The organism is Clostridium sp. 'deep sea' (assembly GCF_014931565.1).
Taxonomy (GTDB): domain Bacteria; phylum Bacillota; class UBA994; order PWPR01; family PWPR01.
On the sequence record NZ_CP063353.1, the window covers coordinates 2251312 to 2272225 of the forward strand.

Sequence of the window (20914 nt, forward strand, 5' to 3'; positions counted from 1 at the left end):
TTTGGAGGCGGCTGATTTTGGAATACTGAGGCTAAATTTGCTCAGTTAGATGGTGTCGTAGACACTACCGTTGGCTATATGGGTGGTAACACAAAGAACCCTACTTACGAAGAGGTTTGTAGTAATACTACTGGACATATTGAAGTAGTGCAAGTAACTTATGATGAGGAAGTTATTTGTTATAATGAGTTACTGAAAAGATTCTTTGAAATCCATGATCCTACTTCGTGGGACTCTCAGAATAGTGATGATGGTGAGCAGTATAGGTCAGTTATTTTTTACCACAATATTAAACAACAAGATTTAGCTAAAGAGTATATAAAACAACTCTCAACAGGTAAAAAATACGCTAAACCAATTGTTACTGTTGTAAAACAAGCAACTAAATTTTACAAAGCTGAAGAGTATCATCAACAGTATTATGAAAAACAGTAAAGCATAAGGCTGTTATTAACATTACTAGGGTAGTTATTTTTATAACTACCCTAGTTCTTAAAATTTTTGTAAAGAAGTGATTAAAAATTATGAAAGAATATTTAATAATGTATGATAGTGGTTGTGACATGAGTGAAAACATTTTATGTAACATACCCGTAGTGCGTGTACCAATAACTTTAACATTACAAAACAAAAATTACACAGACGACGGAAATATGGATTTAGATAGTTTTTTAGCTGAGATGAAGGCCTGCCCTACATCTCCAAAATCTTCAGCCCCATCTCCAGCATTATATATTCAGCACTTTAATAAAGCCGATAAAATTTTTATTATTACAATTTCAAGTAAAATTAGTTCAACTTATAATAATGCTTTGTTAGCTAAAAAGCTATATCACGAAACAAACCCCGATAAATTTATTGAGGTTATTGATACTAAAAGTGCCTCTGTTGGTGGCTCACTTGTTGTTCAGTACTTACATAATCTTTTACAACTTAATATACCAGCAGCCGAAGCTGCTCAGCAAACTAAACAACATGTGCAAAATCTCAATACGCTATTTGTAATTGATGATTTAAGTAATATAAAAAAATCAGGTAGATTAAGCCACTTATCTAGTGTGGTAGCATCTATTTTAAATATAAAGCCTTTATTTGGTGATGATGATGGTGATATTGTTATGAAAGAAAAAATTAGAGGCTACCGTAAAGCATTAGATAGAATGTTAGTTAAAATTGGTGAAACAAAAAATATTAATTTTGAAAATAGAATTTTAGCAGTAGCTTATTGTAAAGCAGCCAATATTGCCAAACATTTTGCCCAAAAAGCTACCGATTTATATAACTTTAAAGATGCATTTACAGTTGAAATGAAACCAACTATTAGTACCTTTGCTAATATAAAAGGCATACTTATATCCTATTAAATTAAGAAACTGTTGCATTAAAGATAATTGATTTAAGTATCACACCTAATGGTTTTAAAATGATAATTTATAGATAAACACTATATCTTTGCTATTTTATTACCACAAAAAATACCAAGAACACAAAGAGATAGATTTGAATTAAGTTGATACTAACTGATTCAAAACCATTTAATTTACTTAAACAGATACTCATTTAAAAAACTTAATTAATATTTAGTTGAATCATCTTTGTGTTCTTAGAATTCTTTTCTGATTCCCTTATTACCTTAAATATTTAAAAGCCACTATTTAAGTAAACATTAGTTTGCTTTTTTTATGTTTATCTCTGTTTTTAAGTGTTTGATAATGATAAAATATAGGTGTTTAAAACATTTTGGGGGAGGAAGAAAATGCTTAAGATACGACCAGCAACCTTAAAAGATAAAGATATTGTAATAGATTTTAGTAAAAGATCCTGGAATAGTAACGATGGAGAATTTGATTATATACCTTTAGTTTTTGATAAATGGGTTAACGACAAAGAGGGTCAGTTTGTAATTGCTGAGTTAAATGGTAAGCCTGTTGGCTGTGCAAAATTAACCTGTCTTAAACCAAATATCGCTTGGCTAGAGGGTTTACGGGTAGATAACACAAAACAGGGTTTAGGTATAGGTAAAGCTCTGCAAAAGCATTTTATAGATCAACGTGAAAATTTTGAAAATGTAAGGTTAAGTAGTTTTATTGAAAACTACGCTTCATTACACATTATAAAAAAGCGTGGTTTTGAAGAAAAAGCAAGGTTTACAATTTATGAAGCAGAGGTAAAAGAAAGCCTGCCCATAAATTTTGATGTAAAAGTTATTACTGATATAACAACTGTTAGTAGTTACCTTAACAAACAACAATTATTAGTTAGCAACAACTTTTTAGGTTTTGATTGGGTATTTAAGCCCCTTACTAATCAATTGCTGAGTTCGCTAGTAAAAAACAATAGTGTTTATGGAGTATATGATAATAACAAACTACAAGGGCTAATGATATTGTCTTCGGATCATTGTAAAGAAACAGATTATTGTATTAACTACCTACAATATAATAATGAAAAATACGCAAAAAGCCTTTTGAACTTTGCTAAAAACAAGGTTGCAGGTTTAAAAGTAAATAAAGTTGTAGCTATGTGTTCCGATATACCAGATATGAGAGAGTTATTTATTAATAATAACTTTTATAGTTACAACAAAGAGATCAACAATGTTTTTGCATTTGAACTCAAAAAATAATTAAGAGGCCCATATACTATGAGAGCATATCTTCCTAAACATAATCAACTTGTTCGACTTATTATATTAACTGCTATTTGTGTTGCTATGATTATTTACAAGTACTTTCAATTAAACAGTATATTTTTAATGTTTTTAGGATGGAATATATTTTTAGCATGGATACCCTTGTTGGCTTTATTTTTATTAACTATTCGAGGTAAAAACGGCTTTAGGCTTTTAATATCAATTTTATTGTGGTTAGTATGGATTCTTTTTTATCCTAATGCCCCTTACCTAATTACTGATATAATTCATGTACCACGTAATGCTATTATGGTATCTTACTCAGCGTTATCAGTTAATATTTTAGCTTGGTATGATATTGTTTTAATTTTGCTTAGTGTTTGGACTGGCATATTATTAGCTTTTCATGCTTTATACCCTGTTCATCAAGCTATTTGTAACCAAGTGGGAATAATAATAGGACATGCCTTTAGTTTAGCTATTTGTTTATTAAGCAGTTATGGAATTTATTTAGGTAGATTTCCTCGCTTAAATAGCTGGGACATAATTAAAAAACCTTCAATTCTTTATACTGTAATAATAAATTCATTTAATATGGTAACCTTAAAATTTGTGTTATTATTTGGTTTATTGATTTATATTATTTATAACACGTTGTACTCATTAGAGAGAAGATAAAAACAAACAGTTTGTTTGTATATAAAGGGCTGTGTATGTTAATACACAGCCCTTTCATGACTCCTGATTTTTTAGCTTTTAATTATATGGGTTGCTCCATTCAGGTAATATGCCAAAGACTCTGGTAATTTTACACTACCATCTGCTTGCTGGTGATTCTCTAACAAGGCTGCAATACATCGTCCTATAGCTAAGCCAGAGCCATTTAGGGTATGTACATACTCTGTTTTGGCTTTTTTACCTCTTTTAAACTTTACATTGGCTCTTCGTGATTGGTAAGTTCTACAGTTACTACATGAAGATATTTCAACATACCTACCATAGCTAGGCATCCACACCTCTAAATCAAACTTTTTAGCGGCACTTATACCAAGGTCTCCAGTACACATTTCAATTATACGATAGGGTAACTCTAAAGCCTCTAACACATTGCCAGCGGCTTTTACCATTTGATTTAAGGCCTCGGGAGAATCCTCGGGAGTTGTAAAGTTTACCATTTCTACTTTATCGAACTGGTGTTGACGAATTAAACCACGGGTGTCTCTTCCTGCTGCTCCAGCCTCGGCTCTAAAACAAGCACTATAAGCACAGTACTTAATAGGTAATTGCTTTACATCTAAAATTTCATCTCTAAACCTGTTGGTTACAGGCACCTCGGCAGTTGGTATTAAATAATAGTCCTGCCCCTCAATTTTAAATGCATCTTCGGCAAACTTAGGTAGTTGACCAGTTCCTGTCATACTGGCACTATTAACTAAGTATGGTGGTAAAACCTCGGTATATCCGTGCATTTGCACATGTAACTCAATCATCATGGCGGCCAAGCCCCTTACTAAACGGGCACCTAAACCATAAAAAAAGGTGAATCTGGAGCCAGTTATTTTTGAAGCTGTTTCGAAATCTAAAATACCTAAATCAGTACCAATATCCCAATGAGCCTTAGGATTAAAGCTAAAGTTTTGAGGGGTTCCCCATTTTTTAATCTCGACATTGTGTTCCTCATTTGGCCCAATTGGCACATCGTCATCTGGTAAGTTAGGAGTCATTAAGAGGATATTTTGAATGCTATTGTCAATATTTTTTAACTCAATATCATACTGCTGTATTTGTTGCCCTACCTCACGCATTTGTATAAACACTTCACTGGTTTCTCTGCCCTCTTTTTTTAAACGAGGAACCGATTTAGATACCTCATTGCGAAGCTTTTTAAGTTGTTCAACTTTTTGTAAAATTGCTCTACGATTATTATCTAAAAGCAATAAATCATCAAGCTGTAGGTTTTCATGACGGGTTTCTAAACGGCGTTTAACTTCTTGAAAATTATTTCTGATATACTTAATATCTAACATAACAAAGCTCCTCACTAAAAGATTTTTTAAAACAAAAAACTCAGTCCCCAACAAATAAATATAAGGGACGAGATTACCCGCGATACCACCCTTTTTGGCTAATTTTTAGCCCGGCTTAATTTAAATTATAACGGCTCTGTACCGTAACAGCATACTTAGTTCTGCCATTAACTCAAGGAGGCTAACATAAGTTCCTAACTATCAGCTCACAGCAACCACTGACTCTCTTAAAATTTATTGTTATGTCATGTTCCTATCAAAGTTTTCACAATATATTTTTTTGTATTATACGACTATTTTTACCATTTTGCAAGCAAACTATGCAATTTGCTTTAAGTGCTAATATTTATAAAGAATACTGTATACAATTCGATTTTTTTGTGATACTCTAATAATGTAAATATCAGCAGGAGGTGCTTACCTTGAAAAAATTATCTGCAAGAACTAATCGTTTATCACCATCTATGACTTTAGCTATAAGTGCTAAGTTTAAGTCAATGGTACGTGAAGGAAAAGACGCTATTAACTTTAGTGTTGGTGAACCAGATTTTAATACTCCTCAACATATATGTGATGCTGCAATTAAAGCTATAAATGATGGTTTTACCCGCTATACACCAGCAAGTGGTATTCCTGAACTTAAAGAAGCTATTTGCCAAAAATTAAAACAAGATAATGGTTTAGATTATACAAATAAAAACATTATCGTTGGTACAGGTGCAAAACAGCCTTTATTTAATGCCTTTTTGTCGTTATGTGAAGCTGGCGACGAAGTTATAGTACCTACCCCTTACTGGGTTAGCTATAGCGAAATGGTTAAGGTTTCGGATGCTACACCAATTTACGTTGAATGTAAGGAAGAAAATGATTTTAAATTAGATATTAACGATTTAAGAGCTGCTGTTACAGATAAAACAAAAGCAATTATTTTTAGTAGCCCAGTTAATCCTACAGGTGCTATTTATACAGCAGAAGAAATGAAAGCTATTGCTGATTTAGCAGTTGAAAAAGATTTTTATGTAATAGCTGATGAAATTTATGAAAAGCTTGTTTATGATGGAAGAAAACATACCTCTATTGCTTCATTTGGTGAAGAAATAAAGAAACGTACAGTTGTTATTAATGGTGTTTCTAAAGCCTATGCCATGACCGGCTGGCGTATGGGTTATGCTGCTGCTCCAGAGCAAGTTGTTGCTGCCATGAATAAAATTCAAGGACACAGTACATCAAACCCAACATCATTTGTACAAAAGGCAGCTGTTCAAGCTTTAACAGGACCAACTGAGTCAATTGAAGCTATGCGTCAAGAGTTTGAAAAGCGTCGTAACTTTATGGTAGAAACAATTAATAATATTCCTGGTATTAGTTGCAACAAGCCTGGCGGAGCTTTTTATGTAATGATGAATATTAAAAATATTATTGGTAAAGAAATTGATGGTGTAGTAATTAAAGATAGCATGACTTTTGCTACAACATTATTAGAGAAAAAATACGTAGCTTTAGTTCCTGGTTCAGCCTTTGGTGCCGAAGGTTACGTACGTATGAGCTATGCTAACTCAATGGAAAATATTGCAGAGGGTTTACGTAGAATTGCCGATTTTATTAAGTAATAGTTTATAAATGAGCTAACATTTAAGCTTTATTTTGGGCTTGGACTTGCCTTTTGGCATCGCGGTGTGGGTAGCTGACAAGTCAACTACGGTGTGGGTAACCCAATTATGGGTTACGGTTTGGGCTGGCGCGGAATTAAAGAAATTTTTAAAATTTCCGAAAATAAGCTTTTTCGTGTAGCTATATAAAAAATAATATAAGGAGACTATTATACTGTTGTATGATAGTCTCTTTTTAGTGCTTTAAAATCACCCTACTATACATTAATTACTAAGCAAAGCGACATATTTTCTCTCCATTATTATTTTTATTTAGGAAATAAACTCTATTTTAACCGGTGAATATTGATTTTTTGATGGCCAATAGTTAAGCTGAGCTACTCCATTGGCTCCCCAACCATAGATTTCACCAGAGACTGTTATAGCAAAGGTGTGGGCATTACCACAGGATATATGTTTAAACTCTTGGTCATGTTCTAATAATAAGGGTTCATCAATAAACTCTTCTTCAGTTTTACGCCCTGTTTGACCAAATAAATTCCAACCCCATGACCATAAATTCCCTGAATTAGCTATAGCTACGATGTGAGACATGCCAGATTCAATTAGTTTAACATCTGTTAATGTAGGTATATGAGTTGGTTCTTTTAATAGTTCAGTATTAGCAATACCTAATTCTCCATAGCTACAAGATCCCCAACTCATAACTTTTCCACTCTCTAATATCACAAAACTGCAACTTTTTGAAACTTCTATACCTATTGCATTTTCATTTAAGTCAATATACACTGGCTTTTCAATAATATTATCCATTATATTTGCTACTTGCCAATTATCGTTATCTCCCCAAGCTAACAGTTTTCCGGACTCTGTTATAGCTAGATTATGACCACCACCAGCAGAGATATCTATAATCGCCTCAGCAGTCTCAATCTTAATAGGTCTATTTTTATCCTCAGTAGTACCGTCACCTAAAGCCCCATACTTGTTACTTCCCCAAGCATATAAGTTATTGTTTACTGACAAAGCTAAGGTATGTGCACTACCCATCTCTACCTTTTTAATGGCCTCATTAATCTCTATTTTTATAGGTGTATATTGATCATCATTATTACCAATACCTAATTGACCTCTACTATTATTACCCCACATATACAGTTCCCCAGTGTCTAGTAGTGCATAAGATCTATATGATTTTGTACCAATCTCAACTACTTTTTCATTCAGCTTAACTTTTAGGGGAATTAAATAATAATTACTATCGGAATACTCACTGCTTTCAATAAAAGATGGATTAATATTAGGCACTTCTTCTCCTATACCTAAACATCCACTACTACTTGACCCCCAAGCATATATCTCACTTGCTTCAGTTAAAACCATTGAACATTCCTCACCAGCTACAGCTTGTATTACAGGACTACTAATTTTTATTTCATTATACTCTTGTTTAACAGGCTGAGTATCTATGTTACTTGGTTCTTTACTAAATTTACATGATGTAAAAAACAAAGACAGTAACATTATTGCTACTAAAGCAAAAACTCTTTTACCTTTATTCATGTTTACCTCCTTTGCATATATTTCAACAATAGCATTTTTTTATTTTGCTGTCTATATTTAACAACTTAAATAATTAATAAAAGTTACGCTAATATATTGATTAATCGTAAACTTTATTTTATATTTCATATTTCGCTTTTAAAACATACTTTATTGGGCTATATTAATAATTAGAAATATAAGAGGAGGCCGAATGCATGAAAAGCCGAATCGGCAAAGCCTTAATAATTGCAATAGGTTCAATTTCCTTATTCGTGGTTGTTTTTGGCGCCATAACATTTATATATTATTATTCGCAACCTCTACCCCCACCCAAGGTCACAACGGCTAGTGAAATATTTGATGACCAAGATAACATGGTTACAACTTTAGGTGGGGTTAAACGTTTTGAGGTTAATCTTAAAGATATATCCGTTAACTTTCAAAAAGCAATAGTGGCCATGGAAGACCACCGCTTTTATAGCCACCATGGTGTTGACTTATATGGTATAGCCAGAGCTATTTATACTAATCTAAGAAATGGTACTTTATATGGACCCGGTGGAAGCACTATAACTCAGCAAATGGCTCGTAACTCCTATGAGTTTTTGGGACAAGAAAAAAAATACTCCCGTAAAATAGTAGAAATGATTGTGTCTATTAAACTAGAGACAATTTACACTAAAGATGAAATACTAGAGATGTATTGTAATGTAATTTATATGGGACATGGTGTGTATGGCATTGAATCTGCCTCTAAATTATACTTTGGCAAATCGGCTAAAGACTTAAACCTAAGTGAGGCCGCTACCCTAGCTGGCATAGTAAGAAGCCCGGGCTATAACTCACCCTATGTGTCACTCGAAAAAGCCACTAAAAGACGTAGTATTGTGCTAAATAGAATGTTAGAGCTTGGTTACATTACTGAGACAGAGAATAAAGAAGCTAAAGAACAAGAGATTAAAACCATTGGTTTAAAAACCTCTAAAAAAAATATAGACCATTTTCGCAATGCTGTTATGAAGTTTTTAAACAATGATATACCGAATATGCCTAGTAGCATAAATGGCGAAGAGTTACTTAAAGAGGGTGGTTTAAAGATTTATACCACCATGAATACCAAAATGCAAGAGGCCGCTGAAGAGGCTGTGGAAAATTGGGGAGACCAAGAAAAACACGATGGTTTGCAAACAGCTTTAGTGGCAGTAGACCCCCAAAATGGTGAAATTAAAGCCATGGTAGGTAGCAGAGATTTAAACCAAAGTACTTGGAGTAGAGTATTTGCCAAACGACCTCCAGGCTCTACCTTTAAACCATTTTTATATGCCTCTGCAATTGAAAGCAAACAGTATACAGCGGCAAGCATCTTAACAAGCGAACCACTAACCTTTGAAATTTATAATCAAGAGCCTTATATTCCTCACGAAACTAACAGAGATGAATATTACGGTAACTTAACTATGCGTAAGGCCATACAAAAATCAAGCAATATTACCGCCATAGCCCTTAACTATGCCTTAACTGCAGATCCGTTTAAAGGGCCGTGGTCGGACAACTTAATTGATATAGCTAAACGTTTAGGTATCAAGTCTCAGTTAGATAGAGTGCTTAGTTTACCACTGGGAGTTAGCCCTGTTTCGCCTTTAGAAATGGCTAATGCCTATGCTACCTTTGCCAATGGCGGTTACCGTAATGAACCATATTTTATTAAAAGAATAGAGGACAAACACGGTAATATTTTATTTGAAAACCGTCCCTATAAAGAAAAAGTTTTAGATGAAAATGTAGCCTACATAATGACTAGCATGATGAAATCGGTATTAGAACCGGGTGGCACAGCTAGCTATTTAAAGTCTAAAATAGGTCGGCCTGCTGCCGCTAAAACTGGTACAAGTGAAAACAAATTCGATGCTTGGTTTGTAGGATATACTCCAGAAATAGCCTGTGCAGTATGGTCGGGAGCCGACGATAACTCAAAAAAAATTGCCAGTGGTGGAAGAACCTCGGGCTACACATGGTCTTACTTTGTTAAAAATGGTTTAGCAGATGTACCAGTAAAAGATTTTCCTGCAACTAATAACCTGCGAACTGCTGTAATTGACCCCGAAAGTGGTCAGTTAGCAACAAGTAGATGTGAAAACTTTTATACTGAAGTATTTATTGCAGGAACAGAGCCAACTCAAACCTGTGAATTACACCCAGATACCCTGTTTCCACCTATTGTAGATAACGATGGAGATGGTCAAAATGATTTTAATTTTTGGGATTGGTTGTTTAATAAAAATAAAGATAAGAAGAGTAATACAGGAGATTAAAAGGTCGCTTTAAAGGCGACCTTTGGTTTGGGCTCGCTTTCGCATTGCGGTTTGGGTATTTACGGTGTAAATACGGGGTGGACTCACTGTGTTCGCGGATTGGGCTTCGCGGTAACTTTAAGCGATGCTTATAGAGAGTACCACACGGAGCGCTAGCTTCTTATTCATTTTGGGCTATTTTATGAAATTCATCTTTGTAATAGCTTTTTCTAAAAAAGTCGGCTAATTCGTCTAAATCAGTGGCGATTTTTTCCAGTTGTAGGGGGTTTCGCTTTCTCCTTGGCTGTATACATAGTTGTAGCCATAACCATCAAAGGTATTGCTTACTACTTTTATCGCCATTTTTATGTTTAGCCCCTTTAAAAACATGTTTAAATTAATATTGCCGTATACACTTTCATACATTTTTTTGGCATATTCATAGTTTTCTTCTATAAATCTTTTACCAGCAATACGGCGTTCTTCTTTAAAACACTTCATAATAAACTCCGTCATTAACGGGTACTGATAATTAATTCGGGATTTTAGAAAGGCTGTTTCCCGTAAATTATGAATAATATCTCCGGGTATTAACTTAACATTTTTTTCAATCTCTTTTATGTAATAAACAATTGCATGGTTAACAACTGCCCAATAAAGCTTTTGCTTATTGCCAAAGTAATGAAAAATTAAGGCCTTAGAGACCCCTGCCTTTTCAGCAATTAAACTGGTTGAGCATTTATCATATCCTCTAGTTGCAAACTCCTTTATACAGGCAGTAATTATTCTATCTTTTTTATCATGTAGCCTAGTATAATTTGACTGTAGCAAACACATCACCCTCAGTTTTTTAAAAACAAACCAAATTGGTTAATTAAACAATTTTAGCTTATCATCGCTGACCATAAAGGTCAATACCCCAAAATAGTTTAGTTTTACTGACCTTAGCGGTCAATGTGGGGGTGTGTATAAACTAATTTCTTACTATTATTGGTACGAATATTGAACTACATAATGAAGTATTATACCTTTGTGCTCTATCTTTATGGCAAATCTACTGTTGAAATCTAAATCAGGAAATACATCTATAACTGAGTTATATGATTGATTACCAAAGTGCGTAAATCCAACTGCTGAATTAGCAATAGATGGTCGCTGCAATCTTCTTTCAGGATTGTTATCTATTGTATATAATATATCTCCCCATTTATTGTTTGCTCTTAAAGTACCAGTATCATAGTAAACTATAGATATTCTTTTAATTTTACCTTTCCCATTAAATGATCCAACATTACAAAACGAAAACCCTCCAGATGTAGTTCCACAGATTTGACCCATTTTTGTTAACCTTGGCACATCCCCAACTCCTCTCCAATTAATTCCATTTGTGCTAATTTCTAGTTTTCCATTATTAAGTCTAAGATAACCATTTAAAAAATTGATTACTTTATTGGTGACAATATGACCATTTTCATCTGTTTTTACATTTTTGTTAGGTTCGGCAGCTACAGTTGATAGATTACTTATACTTTGCTGAACTCCTAAAGCGGTCATGTATTTATTATTATCACTTCCATTATTAATATCTAATTTCGTTGCTTTTTGAATCATACCAATTCCCATATCTATAAAATTACTCATTAATCTCAACTCCCCCATCACTAGATATTATTAAACCCTTAGAGTTGTATTTCAGGTTGAATTTTATTATTCTTCTTATGCTTACTCCATCAACTCTAAAGTATTGCTCTGTTATTGTTTGATAAAAGCCATTATCATCTGGATTACTGGCTGTTTTACGTAAATAAAGGGTGTTATCTTTACGTTTATATTCTACCGTAATAGGGTTTTCATTTGAGTCTGTTTCGGTTACCTCAAACTTAAGTCTATCAAGTGATAATAAACCACCATTCCATTCTATTTTATCTTTTGTTACATCTAAAATAGGGTTCCAGGTTGACCCATTATCTGTAGTATAGTCCATACATAAACCTACTTCACCCTCTACATTTGAATCTTTTAATATAAGTCGCTGTTGCATAGTATCTTGAGTGTTATTAATAATAACCCCAGAAGAATTATTATCTCTATTTTCTTTTGTAAGTTTTAAACTATTATCAACAGTTAATGAACCAGTTACCATTGTATCGGTATGTACATAAGAATCTGCAATACCTTGTTCAATACGGTTTAAATCATGTTCTGTTACTACATCATTCATTTCCCAATTTGTTTTTGATACAAAGTTTCTACTCATTTTTCCACCTATCCAATTCATTTTTTTGTAAAACAGTACAGTTATAAACAACCTAAGTAATAAGAAAAATACTACTTAAATATAAAAAAGAGCAGATTAATCTGCTCTTTTAATACTATTTACTTTATTAAACCGACTTAACTTTAGAATACTTATTTATACCTTTACTCAACTTTATTATTCTTAAGTATTCTTCTAAACATCTCCCAAACAACCCAAGCTGGTAATGGTTTTAGTAAGTCTTTTTTCCACTGCTCGGGGTTGTTTAAGTAACCAGCTTTTGTTAATTCATTTATAGCATGTTTACCAATTTCAGTTCGCCATTCAGGCTTAGGCCTACCAAACATCTTTATGATAGAATCGGTGAGTACCTGAGCAGCTTGTTTTCTAAACTTATCACTTTTAAGTAATTTTAGATCAGCTTTATTAGACATAAAACCATGCTCAATTAAAACTGCAGGAATACCAGCTTTATGGGTCTCTCGGTTCATAAAGAAATTACACCATTCATTAAGATTACCGGCTCTCATTCCTCTTGAAGGATGCGTAAAGTTTTTTTGAGCTTGATTAAGCCAATGTTCACAAAATTGCTTGGCTGTTTCATTTTCATGCCAATAAAATATCCAATAACCTCTCGGTTTGGGGTCGCTATTATAATCGGCATGAATGCTTATTAAAAAATCTGCTTTATTATTTTTAGATATTTTTAATCTTTGTTGTAGACTATTACTATTACCTTGCAAAGGCTGGGTTAAAATTACTTGAAATCCTGCTTCTTGCAGATTTTTTTTAGCGTAACCTGCTACGGCAGAGTTAAACTCGAACTCTGCCATTTCTGGTACCCCTTTACTTTTGGTTAAGGGGTACGTTTCTATTCCGTGACCTGCATCAAGAGCGATTATCATCTTGAGTCATCTCCGATTTATTTTGAAAAATTTTTATGGCCTGTTTTAATGCATTAGGAACTGGTAAACCAATTCTACCTGCGTTTTCTATTATGGATAATAATTCTGTTCCTAAGTAGAAAAATATAACTGCGTTCATGATTAAATTAGTTTTGGCAGTACCCAAAGCTACATCACCAAAATGACCTGCTGACACTAACAAAAAAATCATCACTTTGCCAGCTATGCCTCTTCTACCTATTTTACTAGATAATTGTTTTTCAACAAAGGCTGCCAATATTCCCGTGATGATATCTATTGAGATTATAATTACTAATACAGTGAGTAGGTCCGACCACCCACCAAACACTGCAGCTATTTTTGCTGCAATAAAAGCCAAAGAGGCTTTTATAATATTTGAGGTTTGCATGTAATATGCTCCTTTTTATTTATTTTTTTGGAATTTATTAGAGATGTAAACTATAAGCTTTCTGTATATCTCACAATGCTGTCCGTTAATTTTATCTAATGATTTAAACTCTCTATAAAAATGAGCATTACAACCGCCAGAGCACTTACCTGCTAACTCACAGCCGCTTAAATAACATTGCTCTAATCTCTTAGAGACTTGTTTAAGCAATTCTAATCTTTCTTTGCAATATAATATATCTCCAAAATCATCATAATCATCTAAATAGCCAAAGTTTAGTTCTCTTGGGAAAGCACCAAAATCACATAATCCTAATAAACCATCATTATCCATACCTATCCAGTGGTCATGGCAATTGGTACACAATGCACCCGAGGCTGATTGTCCTGTTAACATTTTTAAAATTTGTTTAAACTGAAAAATTTCTATTCTATTTTGATCTTTAATCCAATAATCAAATAGCTTACACATGGATTTTATATATTTTTGAGTATATTCATTATCTATACCATCACCAAACAGTTCATTAATTCTAAAGTGTTTTACTCCTAAAGATTTAATATGCTCGTATTCATTTATTATATTATCTAAAAAGATTTCATTGCCAACACTAACAAGCCCTACATTAATGTTTTTACTTAATAACAGTTTTATTTTATCTGCTATTATTTCATGGTCGCACCTATAATGGTCTGATGAAAGTCCATCATAAGATACAGCATAGCTTAGCTTAAGCCTTTTAATCAAATCTATCCATTCTTCATTAACCAATGTTCCATTAGAAGTCATTGAATACCTAACTCCTATATTTAGGCTTTTAGCATATTGATTAATTTCTTCATAAAAAGAAACTGGCATAATTAAAGGCTCTCCACCATGAAAAAAAAGAGAAATATTTTTAAAATATTTACTAGCTAATTTAATTATCTTCTTAACATTGTTAATATCTATGTCTTGTCCTGTTTTTTTAATGAGTTGGGCATCATAACAATACTTGCATTTTAAATTACATCTGTGTGTTAGTTTTAAAAAGATACTTAAATTTCTCATAGCCCTATCCTGCCTTCCCAGTTATAATCAATAATTTGTTTAATAGTTGAAAGCCCTCTATATGCAGATTTTTTTAGTTTTTTAGATACAGCTGGATTAATATTGTCTAACTCTTCTATACTTAAATCTTTGATTTTCACAAAAACATGTTTAATCATTGCCTTAAAAATATAACAAAAATTTGGATCTGGCTTAGTCGCATCACCATATAGAGTAAGTGAAGATCCGTTACAGCCTCCAAAGCAATATTCAGAAAAATCACAGGTTTTTAAACAGTTCAGCCTTTTATCTGCCTGTTGCTGTTTTAGCATTAAAAAATTTTTATGATAAAATACATTAGCAATATTCTTATAGTCACTAATATTACCTAAGTTATAAGGATACCACCTGTCACAGGGATAAATATCCCCATTTGGGTTAAATGCTAACCACTTACCAACGCAAGTATCATAATAACAGGGTAAACTTTTTGAACCTAAAATAAGGTCTATAAAAGTCATAAAAGTTCTTTCACTCACACCATCTTTGTCACTTAACCAATAATCAAAAAACTTAAGATATTTATCTAAAAACTCGTCTGGGTTTTCTAAAGGACGAACAATGGTACCGTTCATATCATAAGGAGTGGCTATATTATAAGAAAATGATTTTATACCATTTTCTTTATATAAATTATATGTGTCTATTAATTTATCTACATTATGGTAGCCAATTACTGTTATTAATCCACAGTTTCCTGTTTTATTAAAATATTTTTTAAAATTACTAAATACTTTGTTACCACTGCCTCTCGAAACATCATGAGCAGTTCCATCATATGATACTCCTACATTTATTTTAAGTTTAATCATAGTTTCTATCATATCATCATCTAGTAATGTTCCATTTGTTTGTAGTTTAAAATCTACTGTATCTATATATTTTTCTACGATTTCACAAGCCTCAGTTAACCACTCTTTACCCATTAACAGGGCTTCGCCACCATGCCAGATCCAATTAACAGATTTAGCAAAGTTGCCTAATTTTTTTGATATTTCCTCAACCGTATCTAATGACATATCATTTTTTATTTCATCTCTATATTTTTTATCATAACAGTAAATACAATTTAAATTACATCTATGGGTAGGTTTAACCATAATACCTATTCTATCTAAGAGTTGCATAATAAGAGCCTTTCATTATTTTTAACTGTTTATATGAATCTTCTAAAAGTTTCTGTTGGTTTATTTCAGCTTTATTGGCAGCAAAATGAACATCTGTATGCCTGAAACCTCGCTCTTCAACATTATTAAATTTTTTAAAAAGCCTTAATTCATTTATATTAAAATTAGCTACTTTATAATCTTTCATGTCTTCACCTCAACTAAAGAGTATTTAAAATAAAATTATCTTCTGTTTAGTAATTTTTTTACTATAGGATTTAAAATTGGTTTATTAGTGTTGTTTATATAGTTATATACATGAGTAAATGTTTTTTTAAATATTGTACAATCTCTAGTAGCATGGCTTGCTACATCTCCATTATCACTTAAAGCTGTTGCTGGACAAGCACCGTGACAAATATGAAAGAGATTACATTTTATCTCGTCTCTGCAGCGTGTTAGTTTTTTACTAACTTGGTTTACATAGTTTTCATAACTAGTGCTTAGAAATGCTTCTTGAAAAGTTAATTCATTAATATTACCCATTTGGTATTCTTCTGTCCAATCTCTACCACATGGATAATAATTACCCCTAGGATCTACACTAATCCATTTATAATTGCAGATCATATTATTACAGACCATGCCCTTTTTTTGACCTATGGCAAGTTTTATTAATCTATCAAAATTTGTTATAGATGATCTACAATCCATTTTTGTAATATAGTGATTAAATAACTCACACATATAATTTATATATTGATTTATGTTCATATCATCGTATAAGTCTTTATCCATATGTTTTGTTTTAAACATAGGGGCAAACTGAACATTAATATTTAACATATTAAAGTACTCAAACTCTTTAATTAACTGCTGATAATTATTTTTACTAACTAAGCATATACAGCCTAAAGAACCCGAGCTTTTTCTTGTAAGTTGCATATTCTTTAGGATTTTTTTAGTAGAACCCCTAGTTAATTCGTTAGTTAAACCATCAAAACTAAAACCAAATGAAATTCCATATGTATTTGCAACCTCTAAAATCTCTTCACTTAATAATGTTGCATTGGTTTGTATTGCTGCCTCAATATTACATCTGTAAGAAGAATTATATACTCTTAAAAGCTGCCCTAATTCTTTAATCCACTCAACACCTACAAGCAAGGGTTCACCTCCATGTAGTACTATTGAACCCCCTTCGTAGTACCTAGCAACGTTATAGATTATTTTTTCTAATATTTCCAGAGACATTACGGTTACATTATCTTTAATGTTTTTATCTCTGTTATAACAGTATGGGCATTGTAGATTGCAGTCGTTAGTTACTTTAGCTATAACAGTTATGTATTTGTTTTGATTTTTTTCAAACATTACTATACCTCTTTTTGTAAATATAGTTGGTTTAAAAGTAAAAGTGATAGGCAATGCCTATCACTTTATATTCTTTTAACCTATATTATCTAATATATTTCTTATTTCTTTTAAATCAATTCCTGCAACACCTGTGTTATTTGTCTGTAATGTTTCTCTGCTAAATGGATATGTTGATTCACCATTTAACGCTTGCTGAGCCTTTAAAGCTTCGGTTCTAAGCTCAGTTATATGTGCAACTTTCATCTTGGTTACATTAGCTGTTATTGGTCCTTCTGCCCAGGTTGGGGCAGTTAGATTTGCAGAGGTTATGGCAGTGTTTAACTCTGTTCTTAATTCATCTATATCTGCTTTACGTAATCTCTTTGCATTATCATCTATAACAGTAGCCCATGATGGCGCTTTATAATGACATATAGTAAGGACTTCCGATTCAATAGCAGGGCTAAACTCTTTTTTATCCCATGCTCTTACCTGTACTTTATACTCTCCAGCAGTAAGCTTACTTGTATCCCAATCGTACTCATTACTAGTATGATTGGCTGAAGTATTAACTAACATTACCCAATTTTCCCAGATATCACTCTCAGACTGTCGATAAGCATACTGTAATTCATAATAAATAGTATTATTATCTGCATCTGTTGCAACAGGCCAAGCTAATGAAATTAAAGTATTAAAGGTATTAGCTGGTGGACTAATAACCCCTGATATTACAGGATTATAATTATCTGTATAGTTGGTATGGGTACTACAGCCAGAATTACTATGAGTATTACAACCACTATCACTATGCGTATTACAACCAGTATTAGAGTGGGTATTACAGCCTGTATCTGAATGAGTACTACAACCAGAGTTTGTATGATCATGGCAGCCAGAGTTTTTATCTGCATGGGCAGTATAACACCCTACACTACAATTACAATACTTGGCATTATTATTATGATATTGATAGTAATTATCACAACCACTTTCACTGTAATTATTACAACCTTCAGAATAATGGTTATCATACCCATTAGAAGATCTATTATCATAACCACAATCATAGTGATCATCATATCCTGAATTATAATGATTACTATATCCTGTATTTGTATGAAGGTTATTTAGTCGATACTCATCATAGGTATTAGGTGATAATACAGGGTTATAAGAGTCTGTTCCAATGTTATTTTCTGTTAGGGTTGAATCTAAATACTGAACATTAGAATTAGTCATTTGTATCACCTCTATCTAATGATATCTCCAGTAATAGTAAGTGTCCCTTTAGCTCCCGATGATGAGTCATCAATCATTAATTTGGCATCTGTGATATTTGTTACTGTAATAATTTCAGTTTCTGTAAATTTAAACACAATCTTATTAGAGCTCTTAAATAGCTCCACTGCATTAAAATCTATATCTTCAAAGTTTTGATTTATGTTAATTTCAGCATTAACTCCATCAAAATTAAAGTGCAATCCTTCAGCTTTAAAATTGTGTAAAACATCATCTATGATTATTTGCTTAATCATTTATTTCACTCCTTGATATTTGTGTAATTTATATGCATGACATCCACAACTCTGGTTATTATTTCTTTTGTAAATTGTGCAGTCTTTGCATTCTTCAAACAGCTTTACTGTATATAAATCTTTGAATTTATCGTGCATATGATTTGATAACTCTTGTACATTCTTAAAGTTTGTAAGTTTAGTAGAATACTCTCTGGAGAGACCAAAACATCTTACTACATCTAAATTAGGAGAAACATCTAGTACAGTACCACAAGATCTATTTACTAAATTTATAGCACTACAGTATACCATTTCTCTTAAATCTGTATCTTCTAATAAACATAAAGGAATACTATTGCAATCTAACCGTATGTTTTTTCTATACTTTACACTATCTTTAAAGAAGTTCTTTAGTAGAGGTATAAAGCTTTTATAGTATTCTTTAATATCAAACTCATTTGCTATTTCTACATTAGGAACAGCAATGCTCCAACGTATACTAGGAATATTAAATCTATTGGCTATATCAAATATATATTTATAGTTCATGTTTGGCTTATAGATATTTATTCCTACTACTTCTACTATTCTCTTTTTAGCTAAATTCTCTATATTGTAAAGTAAAGTGTTATAATTTTTTTTGCCAATAATCTCTTGTTCATTACAATTTGGCAATAAGGTAACTCTTTTAGAACTAGATGCTAACAAAATTGTTTGCAGAATATTTTCATTAAAAACTGCATTAGAGAAAATGTGCATTGCTTTAAAATGTGGATCGTTCGCAATTTTGCACACAAAATAAGCAAAATTAGGATGCAAAGTTGGCTCTCCACCTATAAATCTAATATTATTTTCACCAGCTTGCTTTAACCAATTTACTATTACTTCGAAGTTTTCTCTGTTCATATTTATTTTTTGTTTACCCATAACATCATTGGCAAAGCAATAACTACAGTTTAAATTACAATAATTATTAAGTAAGATGTTCATTATACTCTCCTAAAATACCATTTTTGGTTTGTAATTACTTTCTTTTAACGATTCAAAAACATACTTTAATGTTGGTACACCTAAACCATATTCGTTATCAAAACCTATCTCGCCTAGGTCTATTGTATTTTTAGTAAACCATTTTCTTAATTGAAATACATTATACTTAGTCCCAAAATATTTAAGCCTTAGGTGTACAAGTACTCCTATAATATTAACTGCTATAGCAGTCGCTGGAGAAGATCCACTTAAAATAGCAAATCTACCGAATGAGTATAGTGAAGGTATATTTACACTAGGACAAACGATATCTAGCTCATCACCAGTAGCACTAAATTTTGCCCTTTTTAATGAATAATCTATTCCACCAACACATATTACCTCTTTTAATTTAGCAGGATACTCTATTTCTTGTGGGTTATTTCCGGCAGAGGCTACTAAAATAATTCCTTTATTTACGGCATTCTTTATTATTTTATGTAGCTCTATAGAATACTCTGTAGAGCCAAAAGCCATACAAACAATATCTATTTCATTTTTAATGCACCATTTTATACCATCAATAACAGTATCATGTGACATAACACCATCATCATCAGTTATTTTTACTGAGTATAAATTTGCATTTTGCAATACCCCAATTTCTTTTCCTGCTATTAAACCAGCTATATATGTGCCATGCCCTACTCTATCAACTGTATTAACTTGAGAATTAGTTAGTACATTAAATGTACCATTTAATCTATTAACCAAATTGGCATGTTTATGGTCAACACCAGAATCCATTATCGCTATTTTAAGTAACTCACCTTTAGCAATAGTGTTTAAAGGATAAACATATGATTCTTTGTAAAATTTTTTTAAATCGTTTAAAGTATTAAGTTTATTTATATTTTTATAAATTGCTGACATAGCTTACACCTACATTCTATGCATAGGTACCTTCTACAACCCATGTTGATCCATCCCAAAACTTCTTTACATAAGGTGTGTTTGAAGTATCTATCCACATTTTATAAATTGATGTGTCTGGCTCTACTGCTCCCTCATAAACAGGACTTAGATTATTAAATATTCCTACTACATCAGATACACCTTTTTCAATTCTATTAAAATCATGTTCTGTAACAATATCATTTTTTTGCCAATTAGTTTTTGAAGTATAGTCAAGTGGCAT

21 protein-coding genes, 1 pseudogene and 1 other annotated feature are annotated in these 20914 nt (G+C 32.2%); of the genes and pseudogenes, 6 read left to right on the forward strand and 16 right to left on the reverse strand.

Annotated elements, in window-relative coordinates; all coding sequences use genetic code 11:
• Nucleotides 1–27: 27 nt before the first annotated feature.
• The 4 genes and pseudogenes from msrA to IMX26_RS10485 form a co-directional block, all read left to right on the forward strand.
• Nucleotides 28–435, forward strand: a pseudogene (gene msrA / locus IMX26_RS10470) (peptide-methionine (S)-S-oxide reductase MsrA); the annotation flags it as partial.
• Nucleotides 436–524: 89 nt separating this feature from the next.
• The gene (locus tag IMX26_RS10475) at nt 525–1364 is read left to right on the forward strand and encodes a DegV family protein (protein WP_195158334.1); all 840 of its coding nucleotides are present in this window, start codon (nt 525–527) and stop codon (nt 1362–1364) included.
• A gap of 392 nt (nt 1365–1756) precedes the next feature.
• Nucleotides 1757–2626: a GNAT family N-acetyltransferase gene (locus IMX26_RS10480; RefSeq protein WP_195158335.1), complete on the forward strand. Its 870-nt coding sequence runs from the start codon at nt 1757–1759 to the stop codon at nt 2624–2626.
• An 18-nt stretch (nt 2627–2644) separates the two neighbouring features.
• Nucleotides 2645–3310 (forward strand): DUF1361 domain-containing protein, encoded by a 666-nt coding sequence (locus IMX26_RS10485; RefSeq protein ID WP_195158336.1) that lies wholly within the window; start codon nt 2645–2647, stop codon nt 3308–3310.
• 71 nt (nt 3311–3381) lie between these two features.
• On the opposite strand, the gene serS is transcribed toward IMX26_RS10485, so the two are convergent.
• Entirely contained in the window at nt 3382–4659 is a 1278-nt protein-coding gene (serS, locus tag IMX26_RS10490; protein WP_195158337.1) for a serine--tRNA ligase, read from the reverse strand.
• 60 nt (nt 4660–4719) lie between these two features.
• Nucleotides 4720–4928: a binding site (T-box leader), on the reverse strand.
• Nucleotides 4929–5123: 195 nt separating this feature from the next.
• Here serS and IMX26_RS10495 point away from each other — a divergent pair.
• Nucleotides 5124–6269, forward strand: coding sequence for a pyridoxal phosphate-dependent aminotransferase (locus IMX26_RS10495; RefSeq protein WP_195161384.1), 1146 nt, complete (start codon nt 5124–5126; stop codon nt 6267–6269).
• 312 nt (nt 6270–6581) lie between these two features.
• Here the strand turns inward: IMX26_RS10495 and IMX26_RS10500 are convergent, their stop codons facing one another.
• Nucleotides 6582–7832, reverse strand: coding sequence for a hypothetical protein (locus IMX26_RS10500; RefSeq protein ID WP_195158338.1), 1251 nt, complete (start codon nt 7830–7832; stop codon nt 6582–6584).
• A gap of 197 nt (nt 7833–8029) precedes the next feature.
• Between IMX26_RS10500 and IMX26_RS10505 the strand changes: the two genes are divergently transcribed.
• The gene (locus IMX26_RS10505; protein ID WP_195158339.1) at nt 8030–10126 is read left to right on the forward strand and encodes a PBP1A family penicillin-binding protein; all 2097 of its coding nucleotides are present in this window, start codon (nt 8030–8032) and stop codon (nt 10124–10126) included.
• 231 nt (nt 10127–10357) lie between these two features.
• Here IMX26_RS10505 and IMX26_RS10510 read toward each other — a convergent pair whose 3' ends face one another.
• From IMX26_RS10510 to IMX26_RS10575, 14 genes are all read right to left on the reverse strand, one after another.
• Nucleotides 10358–10936 (reverse strand): TetR/AcrR family transcriptional regulator, encoded by a 579-nt coding sequence (locus tag IMX26_RS10510; protein WP_195158340.1) that lies wholly within the window; start codon nt 10934–10936, stop codon nt 10358–10360.
• A 156-nt stretch (nt 10937–11092) separates the two neighbouring features.
• Entirely contained in the window at nt 11093–11746 is a 654-nt protein-coding gene (locus IMX26_RS10515) for a hypothetical protein (protein WP_195158341.1), read from the reverse strand.
• Nucleotides 11739–12362, reverse strand: coding sequence for a hypothetical protein (locus IMX26_RS10520; RefSeq protein ID WP_195158342.1), 624 nt, complete (start codon nt 12360–12362; stop codon nt 11739–11741). Before IMX26_RS10520 ends, IMX26_RS10515 begins: the two co-directional genes overlap by 8 nt.
• Nucleotides 12363–12526: 164 nt before the next feature.
• Nucleotides 12527–13267: an N-acetylmuramoyl-L-alanine amidase gene (locus IMX26_RS10525; RefSeq protein ID WP_195158343.1), complete on the reverse strand. Its 741-nt coding sequence runs from the start codon at nt 13265–13267 to the stop codon at nt 12527–12529.
• On the reverse strand, nt 13251–13676 hold the full coding sequence (locus tag IMX26_RS10530) for a phage holin family protein (protein ID WP_195158344.1): 426 nt from the start codon (nt 13674–13676) through the stop codon (nt 13251–13253). The genes IMX26_RS10525 and IMX26_RS10530 overlap by 17 nt, the downstream gene beginning before the upstream one ends.
• A 15-nt stretch (nt 13677–13691) precedes the next feature.
• Complete coding sequence (locus tag IMX26_RS10535; RefSeq protein ID WP_195158345.1) at nt 13692–14726, reverse strand: radical SAM protein; 1035 nt, start codon at nt 14724–14726, stop codon at nt 13692–13694.
• Nucleotides 14723–15892: a radical SAM protein gene (locus IMX26_RS10540; protein WP_195158346.1), complete on the reverse strand. Its 1170-nt coding sequence runs from the start codon at nt 15890–15892 to the stop codon at nt 14723–14725. Before IMX26_RS10540 ends, IMX26_RS10535 begins: the two co-directional genes overlap by 4 nt.
• Nucleotides 15876–16079, reverse strand: coding sequence for a hypothetical protein (locus IMX26_RS10545; RefSeq protein ID WP_195158347.1), 204 nt, complete (start codon nt 16077–16079; stop codon nt 15876–15878). The genes IMX26_RS10540 and IMX26_RS10545 overlap by 17 nt, the downstream gene beginning before the upstream one ends.
• A 35-nt stretch (nt 16080–16114) precedes the next feature.
• Nucleotides 16115–17245 (reverse strand): radical SAM protein, encoded by a 1131-nt coding sequence (locus IMX26_RS10550; protein WP_195158348.1) that lies wholly within the window; start codon nt 17243–17245, stop codon nt 16115–16117.
• Nucleotides 17246–17320: 75 nt separating this feature from the next.
• A complete protein-coding gene (locus IMX26_RS10555; protein WP_195158349.1) occupies nt 17321–18469 on the reverse strand; it encodes a hypothetical protein in 1149 nt (382 codons plus the stop codon).
• A gap of 11 nt (nt 18470–18480) precedes the next feature.
• Complete coding sequence (locus tag IMX26_RS10560; protein ID WP_195158350.1) at nt 18481–18765, reverse strand: hypothetical protein; 285 nt, start codon at nt 18763–18765, stop codon at nt 18481–18483.
• Complete coding sequence (locus IMX26_RS10565) at nt 18766–19737, reverse strand: radical SAM protein (RefSeq protein ID WP_195158351.1); 972 nt, start codon at nt 19735–19737, stop codon at nt 18766–18768.
• Between the two features lie 9 nt (nt 19738–19746).
• A complete protein-coding gene (locus IMX26_RS10570) occupies nt 19747–20649 on the reverse strand; it encodes a S8 family serine peptidase (protein WP_195158352.1) in 903 nt (300 codons plus the stop codon).
• A 16-nt stretch (nt 20650–20665) separates the two neighbouring features.
• A complete protein-coding gene (locus tag IMX26_RS10575; protein ID WP_195158353.1) occupies nt 20666–20914 on the reverse strand; it encodes a hypothetical protein in 249 nt (82 codons plus the stop codon).